Genomic DNA, 17,934 nt, shown 5'->3' on the forward strand with positions numbered 1-17,934 from the left:
GCTGTAACCATGATTCTATCGTTGGCTAAAACTCCTATTCCTTCGTATAACTAGCAGCAAAATCGTCTTAACCCGAACTGAGGTCAACAACAGGGTGTTGGGGCTGTCTGTTTCCCCACACCCTACACCCCACACCCGCCCCAACGGGGCTTGGTTAGTTTAATTTTTGACGCACAATAGCCCCATGAGGGTCACTCAAGTTTTTCGTGCTATCTCCATTCATTATCATCGTGGGCAAAACATTTGTTAATTCACCACTTTTTTTATTAGGAGATAGTGTAATAATTCCTAATCCAGGACAACTCCCTGCTGCTGCATGGGCTATGGTTAGAGGATTTGGCCCCCGTAAGGCAACATAAATCTTGTCACCATTATTGCCTAAAGATAAATCAGCTAAATCTGGGGTTGGATCATTACTTTGCTCTGCTCCCAGAGTTGTCCCACAAGCTCCAGTCTTTGTCAAACTATACGTACCTTCGTGGCGCAATTGAAGATTTTCCCACGGGGAATTCATCTTAAATACTTCTGCATTATTGCGTACCCGATCAAACTGGTGCAGGTATTTGTCCTCTCCAGAACTTAAATTTTTGACAATGACCATCCCATGTGCATCTCGATTGTTGCCTGGTATGATTTTTCCATTGTCTGGGTCTGCCCAGACAGCAACTGGTAATGGTTGATTGGGTTGATTATAGTTCGGTGCTAGAGGATAGTCTTGTGTAAACCGATAGAGTGTAAATTCAGAAACATTGGGGGCAGAGGTTCCAGTGTTGAGCATCATAAATCCATCAGCCGACTGTCCTCCACAACCCGCAGCATGAACTACGTTCAGATCGTATTCAGCTACTATCTTCATGGGTGCGGTAGTAATGTCAACCACGAACATACCACCGCCGCCTAAAGTTACGTAAGCGTGCTGACTGTTGTCGGAAATAATCGGGCAAATTACTGTGTTAGTCGGGCGAACTCCTGTGGCTTGTTTAGGATTGCCGTTAGGGGTAGAAGAGGATTGTCCGTCTGCGACCTGTCCGGTTACAGTACAACTAATGTTATCCCCAAGATTAACATCTACCGCAATAGGTTGATTTAATACTCGTCCCGTCCCACCAACCATGTCAACACTGCTATCCGCGTTATAGTTAAATCCGGTTACTTGTCCTGCGGTATTTTTTTGAATATCCACTCGCTCAAGCATTCGCCCATTTTGGTTAGCGATGAGGATTTTTGTGCCGTCAGGAGATACCGTAGACATATGATTTTGTCTACCTGTACTAGTTGCAGTAGAACGGAATAAGCACACAGGCTGTTTTGTCTCACCGTCTACTATCCCTAAATGCCCTGAAGCAACAAAGTTTAATGTCATGTATTTATCATCTGGGGTGGGAATAATTCCATGAATTCTGTTGACATCAGATCCTGTTGTTAAGAGTGCATTTGGAAATAAGTCAGTTACTACATCTAATACCAATGGATTATTTATGGGTGGGTTCTGTTCCAAGTCTGCACTATCATAAATCCTGACTTTGCCGCCATACAGTCCATTCGGCAAGCTGGCCGTAATTCCTTGACTATTTCCTTGATCTGAAAGCCATACTTCATACCCCGAATTGCGTGCATAAGTCTGTTCCGAAAACAGTATTAGACATAGTGCAATGCTCAAACTCATTAGGCATAAAATAATTTTTTTCATATTGATTTTTGGATTTATGTTTTTATTTATAATTAATTTCACTGTTTCAGCTTCAGTATTATTTGTAAAGTCATACAAATAAAATTTAATAGTTTTCACGGTAAAATCTGTGCGCACATAATATAAGCCGTAGTGTATAACTTGATATAAGTTTTCAGGGCAAGAATATGGCTACTCTAAATCGCGTTCTGTTTATCCAAGATACAGTTCTTAAACAAGAACCCGTACAATCAGGTCAATTACCTAGCACTAAACAACAAAATATTCCCATCGGCACGTTATTTGTGCTTAAGTTTTACGAAATACCTGCAAATTATTCCGATCACTATAAGTTCGCTTTAGAAGATCTTCAATTTAAAGGCTTTAGTAACTGGTATGCTTTTGCCAAACACGTGACAATTATCCAAGAAGCAATTAATCCTGTCACGACTATTAGTGCGATCGCTACTCAGCAACAAGCCAAGGATACTGTAAAAATTACTGTAGACCGTCAAAGTGTCGGTAATCAACAAGGTTTTCTCAAGCTGGTGTTTAATGCAGATACCATAATTAAGCGTCAACCTGTAGATTCTAAGGTGCTGAATGATCAATCCAAGCAAAAAATTCCCGCAGGTACAGAATTAATTTTATTAACTGACAAGCCGGACACTAATAATATTGTTAAATTTACTATTCAGGACAGCCATCTAAAATTTAGCCTGAAAGATGTTGAGTTTAAAGGTTTCTCGAAAGATTGGTTTGTCTTTACGCAACACGTTGGCATTCAAGGTCTTGACTAATTTGTAGAGATGTTGCAATGCAACGTCTCTACAAATCATATTTTTTCCGGCTTTACGGCGTAGATATAGCGAAACTGTCAACAGTGTATACAATGTTTTATAATTACTGTGTACACTGTTGACAAGGTGGAGAGAGATGGGGAAAAAAAACAAGGAATCGCCTATTGTAAGCTTCCGTGTGCCACATTCTGTTGTCGAGAAGTTAATTACAGATGGCAGATTGAAGCCTAACCATATAAAGTCAGAGTTATCCAACCTAATCAAAAATGACTGGTTAGCTTCTGTTGATGCTGGTGTAGAACCGACTGTGAGTGTAAATACTGTTTATGAGCAACTAGCAAAAATAGATAGAGTTCTAGAAATACTTGAGGACAATAAGCCGAATGGCGTTGTTGATGCAAGTGTAGACAGTGTTGACAAAATCAGCTTAAGTCAAAGCATAGACTCAATCTCGCCGGATAATCAGCTTGTAGAGGTTGCCAACAGTAATGTACACCCCGTAGAGGAAATAAATGGGGATAATAAACCGATAAACTTTGTTGATGAAAACAGTATTGAGTCATTGAATTTGAAAAAAAATACTTATACGGCACTTAAAGAGGCACAAGTTAACACAATAGAAGATTTAAATAAATATGGTGTCACAGGCTTGCGAACGCTGAAAAATCTGGGAAATAAATCTGTATCTCAGATAGTTGAAGCACTTCAAAGCCGAGGGATTGAGTTACCAGAGTTAGCAGATCCGGAACACATCCCTTCTCTGTGAGCAGTAATTCCGAAAGCTACGCGCTAGGACTTGATGAGCCGTTTTCAATATCCCAGTGTCAAAAACTTTGTAGGCTATGGGCAGTGATGTCGGGAATTATTAGTATTATTAGTTTTGAGAATCTTATAGTCTGAAAGTCTTTTATAGCAGTACTTTCAGGCTATCTTGCCCCTAGTGACAGCTTCGCTATATCTACGCCTTTACAGTTGTGATAAACGTGCATCTGTGCAGAAACGACAAAACCCCCTCCCGTGTAAACACAAATCCTCTGATCCCCCTAAATCCCCCTTTTTAAGGGGGACTTTTATTCTATTTCCCCCTTTTCAAGGGGCTAGGGGGGATCGAAACTTTACTAGGATACTTTATAAGACTTGTGTGTACACCGTAGCCTCTGCCCCCTTGTCCCCCTGCGATCTTAACGATAAGTCTTTAACCGGACACGATATCATTTCTGAGTTGACACAGTTAATACTTGCGGTGGGGTAGCATCTGGTGGATAGAGAAAGTCTACTTCTACTAATCTGCGATCGCTAGCTTTCATATTTAATACTACCAGTGGTTCTCCTGGCTGACCCCGCTTCTGTACTAAATGCACAAATTTGGTTTTTGGCATACCTTGATCATCTTTGTAACGTACCCGTACACTTCCGCGAAAGAAGGTTTGCTTGGCTGGGGTACTAAAAAAGCGCAGTCCAGGTTTAACTAACTGATCTTCTTTAATAGGGGTTTGTATGGCTACAGCCACGGTTTTTGGGGTAGAAGTATTGTTGTATAACGGCAGTTTCATACTGTATTGAATTGCATAGTTGCCATGCGCGCGATAAGCAGTATCAGGATAACGCGCTAACATCGGCGCACTCTGAATTTGATTAGTTCCTAAGGTTCCACCATGCAAGGTGCTAAGAGCGTAAGAAACAGCTTGTCCAGGGTTCGGAATGGTCAGGAATTTTGTTTTAGGATTATCTACTATTAATGCTCTCCAAAAGGAACCGCCAGCAACTCCCGCCACGCGTCCGTAAATTCTCGGCTTACCTGTATCCTCTAGGGGAGTAGGTGTTTTATCTCGTGGCGTGGACAATTCACCGTTATTGAGTAAATTTTGCCATTCTTCTAAAGTTGGCGCACGTTCACTGCCATCAGAATTAGTTTTGGCAAACATCGCTAAACTAGCTGCGTAGACTGTACCGCTACTTTGCAGCCGCATTAATGTAGACCGACCATTTAAAGGTGGCGTTAATCCCTGCACAGGAATTGGCAGATTGAGTAACATTTGACTTTGCTTAGGCGCAAGCACAATTTTGGCGGGGAATGTTGCTTGTCGCTTTCCTCTGAGGATATCAGACATAACGCGATCGCCTGGCCCAGCAAATACTTTCCCAGTCGGATCTTCTACCAAATATGGTAATTCAATAAATGGTGCATCTGGTTGGCTTAAATAACTCGCAGCTTGTAATACATTAACTGTGACTGGTCGCTTAGTTGGGTTATGTAAAATTATGCCAAGATAGAGCGATCGTAAATTTTCTGGTGGGTCGGCTTTGGCAACATGGTGAGCAAAAATATCAAATCGTCCCCGGAACAAAAAATTTAAATGTGCGCTTGGTACTTTTTTGCCATCGCCTGGAAAAGTAGACAATAAAATCCCTTCTCCTAACACCAATTCTGGACTATTGCTATTAAAAGTTGGTACTGAATCTAACTTTCCTGGTAAAGGCAGGACTTGTTGTTCTTGAAAAATTTCTTCTGGTGGAGGTGTGGGAGGTGTTGCTTGGGCAATTAGTGAACTGAGTAAAAATGACAACATATACTTAGGTGACTATTTTTTCCTACAAGACGCACATCATTTTATGCGAGTGCCAGATTGTTAATAATTAATAAGAAGTCGGTAAGAATAGGCAACAAATTTTCTTGATTTAAAACGGGAACGTGAACAAAGATACAACGAGTGGTGAGTTTATATTGGTATAGATAGTTGAGAACTGCATAATAAAGACCTTCGCAAACAAATTTACCGCAGTCATTACTAATATCAGTTGCTACTGTTCCCGAAACTAATTTTTCCAAATTCACTGCTGTCGGCAAAAAAATTTCGCCTTGGCTAGCACCCACCTCTACACTTAATTGCTGGCGACTGGCAGCCATGCCACAACAGATAATGTAATCTGGTTGCAACTGGTCGATTTTTTGAATTACCCAGGAACTAGCCAGCATCACATCTACAGGTAACAGCCGCAGAAATTTTAAGTCATGGGGGATCGATTCAACTTTAATCAGTTCTTGTAATAAATCATCCGATGAATTTGACACTTGATCGCTTAACCAAGTGTCAAAAGAAGTTAATAGAAATCTTTTCTTCATTAGAATTATTATTTAGAATAGAAAAACCCTCCATAATAAATTTACAAGGAGCAGGTCAATGCCAGTTATTGCAGTCGTAGATTACGACATGGGAAATTTGCACTCAGTCTGTAAAGGCATAGAAAAAGCTGGGGCAACTCCTAAGATTACAGATTCTGCTAAAGAGATATCCTTAGCAGATGCAGTAGTATTGCCAGGAGTTGGAGCATTTGATCCCGCAGTGCAGCATTTACGAGAACGTGATTTAGAACAACCGATTAAAGACGCGATCGCATCTGGTAAACCTTTTTTGGGAGTTTGTTTAGGATTGCAAATTTTGTTTGAATCAAGTGCAGAAGGAACCCAACCAGGGCTAGGAATTATCAAAGGAAAAGTCCGTCGATTTCGCCATGAACCAGGAATTACAATTCCGCACATGGGGTGGAATCAGCTGGAATTTACTCAACCAAAAAGTATTTTATGGGAGCATTTACCAGCTAATCCTTGGGTTTATTTTGTGCATTCCTATTATGTTGACCCAACAGATCCGCAAGTTCAGGCGGCAACTGTTACCCACGGTAGTCAAAATATTACAGCAGCAATTGCCAAAGACAATTTGATGGCAGTGCAATTTCACCCAGAAAAATCCTCTAATATAGGATTGCAAATCCTATCGAATTTTGTTTCTCAGGTTCGTGAACAAATAGCTGCATAGGATTTGTTATTTGTCATTTGTTAGTTGTCATTTGTTTGATTACAGACTAATGACTAATGACCATTGACCAATGACTAATTATCATGAGTCTGAGAATTTACGGCAAACGTCCGATTAAAACTTTACCAGGGAAAGAAACCAGACCCACAAGCGCGCGGGTACGAGAAGCTGTTTTTAACATTTGGCAAGGCGAAATTGCAGGTTGTCGCTGGCTAGATTTGTGCGCGGGTAGTGGTTCAATGGGTGCAGAGGCTTTGTGTAGAGGAGCCAGCTTGGTAGTCGGAATTGAACAATCAAGCCGAGCCTGTGCGATTATTCAACAAAATTGGCAGCAGTTAGCTGAGAGCGCACAAAAATGGCAGCTATTGCGTGGTGATGTGATTCAGCAGTTAAAAACTTTGTCAGGAAAACAGTTTGACAGAATTTATTTTGATCCGCCTTATGCCAGTGGATTATATCAACCTGTTTTAGAAGCGATCGCTGACTATAATTTGTTAGATACCAAGGGTGAAATCGCGGTAGAACATAATCCCCAAGGCTGGACACCACCATTGATCCCAAATTGGGAAATCAGTCGCCAAAAAGTTTACGGTAACACAGCCCTAACTTTTTATAGAGTTATTGATTCGACTATAGAGAGTGATGGAGTAGTTAGTGGGGGCGGTTAGAAACCGCGTCTACACAGACAAAACCCGCGCAGACGGGTTTCAAAGCTGAATTTTCTGTTAGTCCGCGCAGGCGGACTTAGTTTGTGTAGCCGCGAATTTCATTCGCCTTAATAGCTTGGGACATCAACAAAGGAGAAATCTAGGCACCACAGAGTTTTTCACCCTGTCACCTGTTCTCTGTCACCTGTCCCCTACTATATCAACCGCCCAACTCGTTGGGACGTTTGTATTGCTTGTATGCAGCGTAAAACAGACCAGCGAGAGTCACGACAATTAGACCAAGCACAATACCAGAAAGTAGGGGTTCAACCACTTTAAATCTCCTGTTTGCAATTATTAACTATTCATATCCCGTCTTTGATTTTACCAAATTACGGCGAATCCCGCTTGCCACAGCGTTTTTGAGCGATGGTCACTTGCAAAAAAACGGCCATATATGCTTGCAGTAAAAATCAAGAACTTTTAAGCTATGTGTAGGAAATGAAAAACTTTAGATACTTTTACAGCAAACCTTTTGGATAACCAGATTACCAAACCTGAAATTCTGATTCAGAGGATCGCCTTGTTTGTTCTAGCGATACTGCTAGCAATCCCTTTGGGCATCTTTGGTGTTCAAATGGTACAAGCCTCAGATCCCTACGTTAAAACTGTACTTTCCTTAACCGGAGACCCAGTTCAAGGAAATGCTATTTTTCAAATTAATTGCGCTGGTTGTCACGGTTGGCAAGCAGATGGACGAGTAGGCCCTAGTTTACAAGCTGTTTCTAAACGTAAATCCCGTTATAAGTTGATTCAGCAAGTTATTAGTGGTAAAACGCCACCTATGCCAAAGTTTCAGCCTAGTCCTCAAGAAATGGCCGACCTTTTGAGCTTTTTGGAAACATTATAAAGGTTTACTTTTCTTAAAAAATATAGGTTTAGATTAAAGATGTAGGAGAGAACATTCTACATCTTTAATTTTTAGTAAAAATACCTAGAAATATTCCGTGCCAATGCATATAAATATGTAAAAATAAGTGCTGGATGATGCGATCGCGATTGGCAAAAAAATGACAGAAGTTCTTCAAATTGGCAACCGAAAAATCCAAGCTACTGAGCTAATTCCCTTACTGGCAAGTTATCAAATGCTGCCACAGCTACTACGGGAATTAATTATTGATGAAGCGATCGCATCTATAGAATGTACTCCAGAAGAAATGACTCGCGCTCAACAGCAATTTTACGCTGAACGGCAGTTAAAAACTGATGACGACATTAAAGCCTGGATGGCATATCACAGTATAACAGTAGATCAATTAGAAGCTGTCACGATTCGCCGGCTGAAAATAGAGAAATTTAAGCTAGAAACTTGGGGCGGCAAACTAGAATCTTACTTCTTTCAAAACAAAGGCAAGCTAGATAGAGTAATTTATTCTCTGTTACGCACTCAAGATATAGGGCTGGTTCAAGAACTCTACTTCCGGCTGCAAGCAAAAGAACAGTCGTTTGCAGAAGTGGCAAAAGAATACTCTCAAGGCCCAGAAGCCCAAACTGGTGGCTTAGTCGGGCCAATTGAACTACAAACGCTTCATCCAGCAATGGCGCAATTGCTGGCAAACAGTCAACCAGGCCAAGTTATGCCACCAGCCCGCATTGCCGAGTGGGTTGTGATTATACGCTTGGAAAAATTAATCCCTGCACAACTAGATGACCAAATGAAAGCACGGCTGCTGAATGAACTTTTTGAAGGTTGGATACAAGAAAAGCAAAAGCAAATTCAGCAACAGAGTCAATAGTCAAAAGTCCATAGTCCATTGCTAACTAAATTGCTGGGCATAAAATCTAGCATAGCGACCTTCCAGCCTTAATAATTCCTCATGACTGCCTGATTCGACAATTTGCCCTTTTTCCACAACAAGAATCCGATCGCATCTCCTAACTGTACTTAAACGATGGGCAATAATAAATACTGTCCGATGCTGCATTAATCTTTCTAAGGCTTCTTGTACCAAAGCTTCCGATTCGGAATCTAATGCAGATGTCGCCTCATCTAAGATTAATATGCGCGGATTCAGGAGAACAGCACGGGCGATCGCAATTCTTTGTCTCTGTCCACCCGATAAATTTACGCCACGTTCACCAACCCAAGTTTGATAACCTTCTGGTAACTGAGTAATAAATTGATGGGCGTTAGCAATTTTGGCAGATGCGATGACTGCATCCATATCAAAATTATCTTGACCAAAGGCAATATTTTGAGCTAGGGTTCCCGAAAACATCACCGTTTCTTGAGGAACAATGCCAATTTGTCGCCGCAGACTATGTAAGGTGACATCCCGAATATTAATATCATCGATTAAAACTTGACCAGATTCCGGGTCATAAAAGCGGGGGAGGAGATTAACAAACGTCGTCTTTCCTGCGCCAGAAGCACCCACTAGCGCGATCGCTTCTCCAGGTGATGCTAATAAACTGATATCTTGGAGTACAGGTTCACCGGGTTTGTAAGCAAACGAAATATGGCGATATTCCACTTTACCTTTAACTGGGGGAAGTGCGATCGCCACTGGCTTTTCTACTACCCTAGGTTGAATTGCCATCAACTCAAACACTCGGTCTACAGATGCTTCGCCTTGTTTAAATTCGTTGTAGTTGTTGGTAGTATGACCGATAGGATCAATTAACAATGCAGCTGCGGCTAGATAACTAAAAAAATCTCCGACGGTTAAGTTGCGTTGATAAATTTGCCACGCACCCACCAATAATAAAGATAAAGCACTCAAAGCTTCTAAAAATCCCACAATTGGAATTTGAATTGCTTTCAAACGTTCTGCGGAATACTTCGCTTTTAAACTCCTTTCTGCTTCATAACCAAAACGAGCAATTTCATAATTTTCAGCCGCAAACGCTTGTACAAGCCGAATTCCACTGAATACTTCTGTCAAAATTGCCGATAAACCCGAAACCCGATTTTGGCTTTTAAGGGAATATTTGCGTAACCGTTCCCCAAACCAACCAATGATAATGCCCATCAAAGGTGCAACAACAATTGTCGCTAAAGTCAGTTGCCAATTTAGGTAAATCATATAAATGGGTATAGCAACCAACTGCAACAGGCAAGGAACAAAGTCATGAAATAGCTTATTGACAACTTCACCAACACGGTCTATGTCTTCTGTGAGGCGGTAAGCTAAATCACCTGTTTTGGCTTTTTCAAAGTAACTCAAATCTAATTTTTGCAGATGGCTGTATACTTGCTTGCGGAGAGTATAAGCAACTCTTAACGCCACCTTTGCCATGTAGATATCTTGCACTGACTGAAAAAAGCCGCGCACTAAAAATACTAACGCACAAATACCCGCTAGTTGAGCGATCGCTACTACATTACCTTGGCCAAAGGGTGCAGCTAATTTACCTGCCAGATTAATTAATGTCAGTGTAGCCAGCACATAACCGACAATACCAATAAATCCTTTAGTAATATTTGGCCACTGGGGTTTGATATAGGGCAGTAGTTGCCAGTAATTAGAATGAGTTTTCAAGCTGTAACTTCCACAAAAATATTTCCCTTTGTTTGACGCTATCAGCTTTTGCGTAGTTTCACTCTAATAAGTTATTAGTCATTAGTCATTGGTCACAAGCTTTCTAAAATCGCATCTACGCGATGCTGAAAATCAGCGATCGCATCATCGTAAGTAGGGGGTAACGCTTCTCCTTCGTCATATCCCACAGGGAAATCAACAGTGTACTTATCCCCACTGCCGCAAAGCACCCCGGCACAAGTCAGAACCGCCAACAACTTTGATTTTGCGACTATCGCCAGATGCCTCCAGGCTGGGGCAACGCCTAAAGCCTTCTGAAATCGTCGTAGTGACAAGTGGCGTTTAGTTGGTTTTTTAGAATTTCTGCCCGGTCGGATGCTGATTTCTGGTTTACCATCAGCCCCTGAAAAACCAGACAAAGGATAAATTTGAGTTAATATCTTGGCTAAATGCAGTTAAGTTACGTGAGAGTTAAAGCTAAAATGCCAGGGCTTGTGAATAGCTCCCTTAGCAGACTTAATTTCTTAGATTTGATACATATCACAGATGGGCAAGTAAACGCAAGTTACCCTTGATACAGCATAACACTTAGTATATTAATGAAAAAAGCCAATTTATACTGCTGCCACCAGATCCGCACGGGTTTGATAGAGATGAGGATGGCGGGGGTTGTGAGCGTTGATTAGAGCTTTTAAACGAGAAGCTGGACTAAAAACTGCTTCTTATTTCAGCTGATTTAGAAAAATTATTTAGGCTTTTAAATTGGCAAAGTGGCTTGAGAAACCAGTCCACCCTTATTTTTTCTATAAAAGGAGCAGTTATATGGGAACAGAAACGACATATCTGGAGCTTTCGGATGGTAAGTCGCACAAGTTCTATGAGGTCACAATCAACGATGTAGAAGTAAAAGTACGCTATGGGCGAATTGGCGACCCAGGCAAAACAACTGTCACAGCCTATGATACTGCCCAAAAAGCGCAGGCAGAAGTAACCAAACTCGTTAATTCTAAGTTGAAGAAGGGTTACGAACGCGCAAACAAAGGTGAGCGCACTAAGCAACCAATTTCACGAGGCGATCGCCGTTTGGCTCGATTAAACCATCTCCGGCGCACTGGCTGGAAACCTTTGATTAAACCTACTCTTGATGCACCCTTCGCATCTAAATATCTGGGTAAACCTTGGCTAAGTCCTGGTACACATTATCGTCATTGTTCTCGTTGTGGAGATGCTCTAAACTTTCACTTTCAACTTAATCTCCAAGAATTACCAGAAAACTTGCAAGGTAAATTTGGCACTGGACTATTTCAACTATTTTCCTGTTTCTCTTGCTATTTACAATTTCCCCAAATTGTGGGGCTTCCTGAATCAGCAACGCCAACACCATCAGAACCGGAAATTAGTGCAGAAGATGTTGCAAACCTCAGTACATGGACACCTTATGTAATTCAAACCAGTGGCATTGATGACTTTCATGGTCGCTATATGCTGCAAATTGTCGGATGGCAACCTTTTGATGACTATCCTTTTTATGAGGAAGCACAGGAAACTTATGGCACAGAATACACTGAATACGAAGAAATGTTAATCTTCCATGTTGATGCACCCGATTGTGAATACTACGAGGAAGACGACCCCGATAGACCGACATTAATAGATATTCAATTAGCTTGGGATAGAACAGCAGATAAGCTTTCGGGGTGGGGCTACTGGGGACAACAAGTGGAGCATCAGTATTGTCGGCTCTGCGGTCAACCTATGCAACTCTTCTATCAATTGGGTCATGGTATTGAATACGAAGGCAATACTGGATTAGACTATGCGGTCGATAATCTCTTGCTGGTGTTTCAGTGTGCGGAACACAAAGATGAATTTAGCTGCTATGGCAGTGCGTTTTAGTCATTGGTCATTTATCCTCTCTTACAAAGTTTTGAGCAGAGGTTTCCTTCGCTCAGACTTTGCGCTTTGTCATTAGTTATTTCCTCCTTGTCACCCCACACTCCCTTCTCCCCTCTGCCTAATTTCTTAAAATAACTATGTATTTAGGTGTAATCGCTGTATTAATTCTGCTGTTCTTAGGCCCATCTTTATGGATTGGCTATCAGACATTTATGAGCTTTGGTTGGACGTGGATGTTGCTATTACTACCGATCGCCTGGCTTGTAGGACTGTTCCTTGGCGCGATCGCGGCAATGTTCCTCACTGGAATACTCGAATGGATAAGTAATTTCAACCAGCCACCTGCTGAATCTGGTTCAATGGGTGGGGTAGCATGGCTGGGTATATGGGTGTTTCTAGCATTGATAACTAGTCCATTTTTTGCCACCATCTCTACCTGGCTAACTGCAAATGTCTTATTGCCTGCTTTTAGGAGATAGTATGTCAGAAAAAGAACTCATTATCTCTCAAACGCAATCTCAGTGGCGCAATGTTTGCAGCACGCCCCTGGATTTAGAGCAAGCTACAATTGCAATTCAGGCATTGTATAAATTGGCCGGATTGGCGCAACCAGAAGTCCAATTTTTTGAGAGTCCAGCAGCAGCAAGACAGCAGATTGAACAACAAAGTATGCAGTCTGACTGTATGTTAGCCCAGTTATGGGAAGTATTGCGCGAAGATGTGTGGCGATCTCTTTGTTGTAGTCTAGGCACATTACAAAATGAATTAACCCACAGCCTCAGAAATCCCCTGTCACAGCTATGGGAACGTTCTTTCCAACGCATTATGTTGGATAGATTAACTGAGGTTTTAGGCGATTTTTTAGGAGATTGTTTATTACCAGAATGGGGTATTTGCTGGGCAGCAATGTTTGCAGCAGCATATCAGTTAAGAGTTCCACTGGCACAAGACAAATACAATCTGTTTTGCAACTATATGCAACAGGTTGGTTGGATGTTTCCTTATGAGGGAGTAGCAATTGCAATTCAGCGTCCTCTGATTCGCCGTAATAGTGCAGGCGAAATTCATGGAGAAGGAATTCCTGCTATCGAGTTTTCTGACGGTTGTGCTGTCTATGTCTATCGGGGAATTCATCTGCCAGAGAAGTATGGTAAAGTCCACCCAACAAATTGGCGTGCCGAGTGGCTACTAGAACAAACAAATGCTGAACTGCGGCGCGTTTTGATTCAAGGCATTGGCTATGAACGGATTTGTCAAGAGTTGCAAGCGAAGGAATGCGATCACTGGCAAGAATATACCTTACTGCAAATTGAGTCTGAGGTTGACGTTGAACCCCTACACTTGCTGAAAATGACTTGTCCCAGTACAGGTTTTATTCATATGTTGCGAGTTCCACCAGATATCAGTTCTGCCCGTGAATCGATCCGTTGGGTAAATTGGGGTATCGATCCGACTGAGTTTGCTGTTCAAAGCTGATATTTATGCTCGTGCGCTCGCCAAATTTGAGATCATCTTGGTCGGTTAGCAGGACTATATCGATACAATCCCCTTGCTTATACAGCACTTCCTGCTGTTATGGGGTACAGTTAGTAAGAATAAAAATATTATCTTTTTATGAAAGCAATGGTTGATAAAGTCATCTCAGTTGCACTCAACTTAATGAATCCTCAACATTTAAAAAACTGGTTTACTAATTGCTGTTATTGTACCTCATAACACCGGGAAGTGCTGTATTATTTCATTAAAAAAATGATCAAGATATTTAAGTAAGAAATATGAGTAGACGTTCATGGCTGGAAGCGTTTGGAGAAATTAAACACATCAATCATTGCTTTTATTACAGGTTAGGATTTTATTCTTAATGCTTTATTTGCATCAAATTTTTCGTGAATTTGTATCAGAATTTTTCATCAAAATCAAGATTGTGAAATTAACAGATAATACTAAGTTTTAAATTGTGCCGAAAATAACTCCTTGTTGTTTGAGCCATTTACGGTATGCAATAGAATAGCGATCGCTTGGCAAATGTACTTCGGCTGGCAAATCTAAAGGTAAGCGTCGCGGTCGCTGCGATTCTACAACAGTAATGTCTTGACTAATAATCTGGTCTTGCCTAGCAACAAAGGCTAGCTCTGGAATGTGATGAAGATAATTCTCCAGCAGCCAGAACCAAAGAATGCAATCTTCCTCATCGATGGGAGTAACCATAAAAAATAGACTCATGAGACTATCATCTTGAGCGCGTCGTTGGAAATATCCAATCAGTGGATGATAGAGGTGATACTGGGTCGTAACAAATAACATCTGTGAGTCAGTTTGTCCCGACCTTTTAATCACTTCCCACACACCAAATTTGAAATTTATCCCATCTGGATGCAACTGTAAGTCACAATGCGTTACTTCTGGATGGCTGGAGTCGGCGAACACTCCTTTATGCACAAAGGCAAAGTGGGCTGGGTCAATGAGGTTTTCAACGACACGTAGGGGGCTTGACTTGAAGTGGTAGGGGCCGCAAAAAATTTGGCGACAGGAGGAGTCTTCCCAATCGGGAAATGTTGGTACATGATATTGCGGTGTTCCAGGACAAACCCAGAGCAGATTGTAGCGTTCTTGAAGATGGTAAGTTTGGATACAAGCTCTTGCGGGGAGCGGTTGGTCTGGGCTAGCGGGAACTCGCACACATTTACCTTCACTGTTAAAGGCTAATCCGTGATAAGGACAAATCAGCATATCTTCCTCGACCCATCCTAGAGAAAGGCGCGCGCCCCGATGAGGGCAAAAGTCCTGCCAAGCCAGAATTTTGTCCCCATTGTGCCAAAGGACTAAATCTTCACCAAGTAGACGCTTTTTTAGAACAGTTCCAGGTTTCAAGTCTTGCGAGTGTGCTAAGACGTGCCAATTATTTTGTAAAAACTGGTCTTGCACCATGAACATTTACCCATCGTTTGAGTAAAGATGATAGTAATTATCTCCTGTAAGTTGATATTTAGTCACTTATAAATGGAAACGGTAAGGTGACGCTAAAGGAGTTAGCATTGCAGGGTGAATGTCAATACTTTTCGGATCAAGAATTTACTCGTGTTCGCGTAGCGTCTGCTTTAGGAGAAGGTAAGCAAGGGAGCGGGAGGTGCAGGGGGATAGGGAGAATGAACTGTAATCTCTCCCTTAGTGCCTCTGCCCTCCGCCCCTAGAAGTGCCTCAACGAAGAGATCTCTTAACCGAAAGGTATTGGGGTGAACGTTACTCTACATAAATGCACTTAGCTATAAATTGCTTAGATAACTTTATATAACGGTTTTGACAACTTTCTGATGATAATTGCTGGCTATGTCATACTAAGAGGTGAGAGTTAATTCGGCGACCGCGTTTGTTTTTAGTATTGACGGGCTTTTTCCTTTTGGTATTTACAGACTTTTCTCCGAAACCTAAATCTTTACACCCTAATGTTTTCGGAGAAAATCTATGTCAGTTTATGTAGGCAATCTTTCTTATGAAGTTACAGAAGATAGTCTGAATGCAGTTTTTGCAGAATATGGTTCTGTAAAGCGAGTTCAGCTACCTACCGACCGTGAAACAGGACGTTTACGCGGCTTTGGTTTTGTGGAAATGGGTACAGATGAAGAAGAAACATCTGCAATTGAAGCACTTGATGGTGCTGAGTGGATGGGACGTGACATGAAAGTTAATAAGGCTAAACCGAAAGAAGATAGAAGTTCTTTTGGCGGTAATCGTGGAAGCTACGGTGGACGTAGCCGCTATTAATATTTAACGAATTAGCTCTTGAAGCTAATTCGTTAATCCAGCAAGCACAACATTAATTGTATTTATTTAGTACTGGCTCAGGCAAAAATGCTTGAGCCTTTTTCATCAAAAATCTGGACTGAGTAGCGAAAACTTCAGCTTTATGGGCCAAAACCAAATCTCTGAAGTTTTCTATGTCAAACTCAGGTCACTTACCTTTTAAGTACTTGAGCGATCGCCAAGCTTAAACGTAACATCCTACAGAGAACCACAATCTTAACCGCGTTGAGGTTGAATCCGGGGTTAAAAAAACTTCTAAGTATTTTGTCCCAAATTACTTTTATGCTAAATCCCAAAGGAGAAAATACATGATGAAAAACTGTATGCGCCGCTTTGGGTTGGTAAAAGCTTTAACTCTAGCTTTGTTGGTGTTGGCTTCTGCGCTCACCCCCAGTGTTTTGGCTAATCAAGGTAGGAAGCCAGCAAATAGTGATAGTACAACGACACTGCAAACCATACTTTCAAGCTCTCATCGCCAGAGTGAAAATCGCCAAAGGGACAAGTATCGTCACCCGGCACAAACTTTGTCATTTTTTGGCTTACTACCCGGCATGACGGTAGTTGAATTATGGCCAGGAAGTGGTTGGTATACCGAGATATTAGCTCCATATCTCGCACCCAAAGGACAACTGATCGTAACTAACTTTGCACCAAACAACAGTAAGCTACCAAAGATAGTCTTCCAACAGAAGTTAGCTACAGCTTTTCAACAGAAGTTAGAAGCTAGTCCAGAAGTTTTTGGTCAGGTGAAAGTTGCCCAAATCAACCCCCCACAGGAACTAACTTTAGCTCCAGATAATTCTGTGGACATGGTTGTGACTTTCCGTAATATTCATAACTGGGTGAGTTCTGGTTATGCCGAGCAGGTTTATGCAGCAGCTTACAAAGCACTCAAGCCAGGAGGAATTTTCGGGGTGGAAGAACATCGTGCCAAGCCAGGTATTTCTTTGGAAGAGAGTATAAAAACGGGCTATATGTCAGAAGATGGTGTAATTGCGGCGGTGGAGAAAGCTGGTTTTAAATTACTGGGCAAGTCAGAAATCAATGCTAACCCTAAAGATACTAAAGACTATCCAGCTGGTGTTTGGGCATTACCGCCAACTTTGAGGCAAGGGCAAAAAGATCGGCAACGTTTACTTGCTATTGGTGAGAGCGATCGCATGACTTTGAAGTTTATCAAGCCTGAAGCTGGCGTAAATAGCAGCAAGAACGCAAAATGACCTTAATATTTACTTTATAAATAGTATCTGAAGCTTCAGTTATTAACAGCTATAGGACTAGTATTTGATTTTTGAAAGAAATCAGTACATTGTTACTTGCCTTGTTTTCTTTTGCCTATTGCCTATTCCCTCCCTACACAAGTATGTTCAGTAATCAAACCGGATTCCAATAAGATAGGCCTTGCGATAGATAGAATTCATACTTCTACTGACAGAGGGCATGAGACACAACCATCTATTAGCTTTTAAGAAAGGAAACACACTAATGTCGGAACAGCTAAAGAACCTTAGCTGTTCTAATTTCTTTAATATGGATTTTTTAAAAATCAAATACTCTTTCTATATTTAGGTTGGTTTTAGTAACGCAACACAAAATTTTTATTAACCTACGTGATTATTGATAACTCCTAACGGTTGACATTTGTTCCCGCGAATTTACTTATAGAACCCATTTGACATCTTAGGAAGAACCTGCAAGCCTCTTAATCATGAGCCTGATGAAGCAGAGGTTGAGTTTGGCAGTGGCACTAGCTAGAGTTCG

General features: G+C 41.4%; 18 protein-coding genes. 11 read left to right on the forward strand and 7 right to left on the reverse strand.

Going from position 1 to position 17,934, the window contains the following annotated elements:
- Positions 1-154: 154 nt before the first annotated feature.
- On the reverse strand, positions 155-1,690 hold the full coding sequence (locus H6G76_RS28045; RefSeq protein ID WP_190708457.1) for a hypothetical protein: 1,536 nt from the start codon (positions 1,688-1,690) through the stop codon (positions 155-157).
- Between the two features lie 167 nt (positions 1,691-1,857).
- On the opposite strand from H6G76_RS28045, the gene H6G76_RS28050 reads away from it, so the two are divergent.
- Entirely contained in the window at positions 1,858-2,469 is a 612-nt protein-coding gene (locus H6G76_RS28050; RefSeq protein ID WP_190708459.1) for a hypothetical protein, read from the forward strand.
- A 136-nt stretch (positions 2,470-2,605) separates the two neighbouring features.
- Complete coding sequence (locus H6G76_RS28055; RefSeq protein ID WP_190708461.1) at positions 2,606-3,235, forward strand: DNA-directed RNA polymerase subunit alpha C-terminal domain-containing protein; 630 nt, start codon at positions 2,606-2,608, stop codon at positions 3,233-3,235.
- Between the two features lie 445 nt (positions 3,236-3,680).
- On the opposite strand, the gene H6G76_RS28060 is transcribed toward H6G76_RS28055, so the two are convergent.
- On the reverse strand, positions 3,681-5,039 hold the full coding sequence (locus H6G76_RS28060; RefSeq protein ID WP_190708463.1) for a DUF3370 domain-containing protein: 1,359 nt from the start codon (positions 5,037-5,039) through the stop codon (positions 3,681-3,683).
- A gap of 41 nt (positions 5,040-5,080) precedes the next feature.
- Entirely contained in the window at positions 5,081-5,593 is a 513-nt protein-coding gene (locus H6G76_RS28065; RefSeq protein ID WP_190708466.1) for a peptidase C15, read from the reverse strand.
- Between the two features lie 58 nt (positions 5,594-5,651).
- Between H6G76_RS28065 and hisH the strand changes: the two genes are divergently transcribed.
- The gene (gene hisH, locus H6G76_RS28070; RefSeq protein WP_190708467.1) at positions 5,652-6,287 is read left to right on the forward strand and encodes an imidazole glycerol phosphate synthase subunit HisH; all 636 of its coding nucleotides are present in this window, start codon (positions 5,652-5,654) and stop codon (positions 6,285-6,287) included.
- A gap of 83 nt (positions 6,288-6,370) precedes the next feature.
- Positions 6,371-6,955: a 16S rRNA (guanine(966)-N(2))-methyltransferase RsmD gene (gene rsmD, locus H6G76_RS28075; RefSeq protein WP_190708469.1), complete on the forward strand. Its 585-nt coding sequence runs from the start codon at positions 6,371-6,373 to the stop codon at positions 6,953-6,955.
- Between the two features lie 199 nt (positions 6,956-7,154).
- On the opposite strand, the gene petG is transcribed toward rsmD, so the two are convergent.
- Positions 7,155-7,268, reverse strand: coding sequence for a cytochrome b6-f complex subunit V (petG, locus tag H6G76_RS28080; protein ID WP_010995538.1), 114 nt, complete (start codon positions 7,266-7,268; stop codon positions 7,155-7,157).
- 201 nt (positions 7,269-7,469) lie between these two features.
- Between petG and H6G76_RS28085 the strand changes: the two genes are divergently transcribed.
- Both H6G76_RS28085 and H6G76_RS28090 read left to right on the forward strand, forming a co-directional pair.
- Positions 7,470-7,844, forward strand: coding sequence for a cytochrome c (locus H6G76_RS28085; protein WP_190708471.1), 375 nt, complete (start codon positions 7,470-7,472; stop codon positions 7,842-7,844).
- Between the two features lie 160 nt (positions 7,845-8,004).
- On the forward strand, positions 8,005-8,730 hold the full coding sequence (locus H6G76_RS28090) for a peptidylprolyl isomerase (protein ID WP_190708473.1): 726 nt from the start codon (positions 8,005-8,007) through the stop codon (positions 8,728-8,730).
- 21 nt (positions 8,731-8,751) lie between these two features.
- Here H6G76_RS28090 and H6G76_RS28095 read toward each other — a convergent pair whose 3' ends face one another.
- Both H6G76_RS28095 and H6G76_RS37330 read right to left on the reverse strand, forming a co-directional pair.
- Positions 8,752-10,476: an ABC transporter ATP-binding protein gene (locus H6G76_RS28095; protein WP_190708476.1), complete on the reverse strand. Its 1,725-nt coding sequence runs from the start codon at positions 10,474-10,476 to the stop codon at positions 8,752-8,754.
- A 92-nt stretch (positions 10,477-10,568) separates the two neighbouring features.
- A complete protein-coding gene (locus tag H6G76_RS37330; protein WP_242056545.1) occupies positions 10,569-10,895 on the reverse strand; it encodes a hypothetical protein in 327 nt (108 codons plus the stop codon).
- 403 nt (positions 10,896-11,298) lie between these two features.
- On the opposite strand from H6G76_RS37330, the gene H6G76_RS28105 reads away from it, so the two are divergent.
- The 3 genes from H6G76_RS28105 (at position 11,299) to H6G76_RS28115 (ending at position 13,848) form a co-directional block, all read left to right on the forward strand.
- The gene (locus tag H6G76_RS28105) at positions 11,299-12,372 is read left to right on the forward strand and encodes a WGR domain-containing protein (RefSeq protein WP_190708478.1); all 1,074 of its coding nucleotides are present in this window, start codon (positions 11,299-11,301) and stop codon (positions 12,370-12,372) included.
- Between the two features lie 137 nt (positions 12,373-12,509).
- Positions 12,510-12,851, forward strand: a complete 342-nt coding sequence (locus H6G76_RS28110; protein WP_190708480.1) for a hypothetical protein — start codon at positions 12,510-12,512, stop codon at positions 12,849-12,851.
- Position 12,852: 1 nt separating this feature from the next.
- Positions 12,853-13,848, forward strand: a complete 996-nt coding sequence (locus H6G76_RS28115) for a DUF6745 domain-containing protein (protein ID WP_190708482.1) — start codon at positions 12,853-12,855, stop codon at positions 13,846-13,848.
- Between the two features lie 474 nt (positions 13,849-14,322).
- Here the strand turns inward: H6G76_RS28115 and H6G76_RS37335 are convergent, their stop codons facing one another.
- Complete coding sequence (locus H6G76_RS37335; protein WP_190708484.1) at positions 14,323-15,300, reverse strand: aromatic ring-hydroxylating dioxygenase subunit alpha; 978 nt, start codon at positions 15,298-15,300, stop codon at positions 14,323-14,325.
- Between the two features lie 534 nt (positions 15,301-15,834).
- Between H6G76_RS37335 and H6G76_RS28125 the strand changes: the two genes are divergently transcribed.
- Together H6G76_RS28125 and H6G76_RS28130 are read left to right on the forward strand one after the other, a co-directional pair.
- Complete coding sequence (locus H6G76_RS28125; RefSeq protein ID WP_190708486.1) at positions 15,835-16,134, forward strand: RNA-binding protein; 300 nt, start codon at positions 15,835-15,837, stop codon at positions 16,132-16,134.
- Between the two features lie 347 nt (positions 16,135-16,481).
- Positions 16,482-17,393, forward strand: a complete 912-nt coding sequence (locus H6G76_RS28130) for a class I SAM-dependent methyltransferase (RefSeq protein ID WP_190708488.1) — start codon at positions 16,482-16,484, stop codon at positions 17,391-17,393.
- Positions 17,394-17,934: the final 541 nt, after the last annotated feature.

Origin of the sequence: Nostoc sp. FACHB-152, from assembly GCF_014697475.1 — a bacterium.
GTDB lineage: Bacteria > Cyanobacteriota > Cyanobacteriia > Cyanobacteriales > Nostocaceae > Nostoc_B.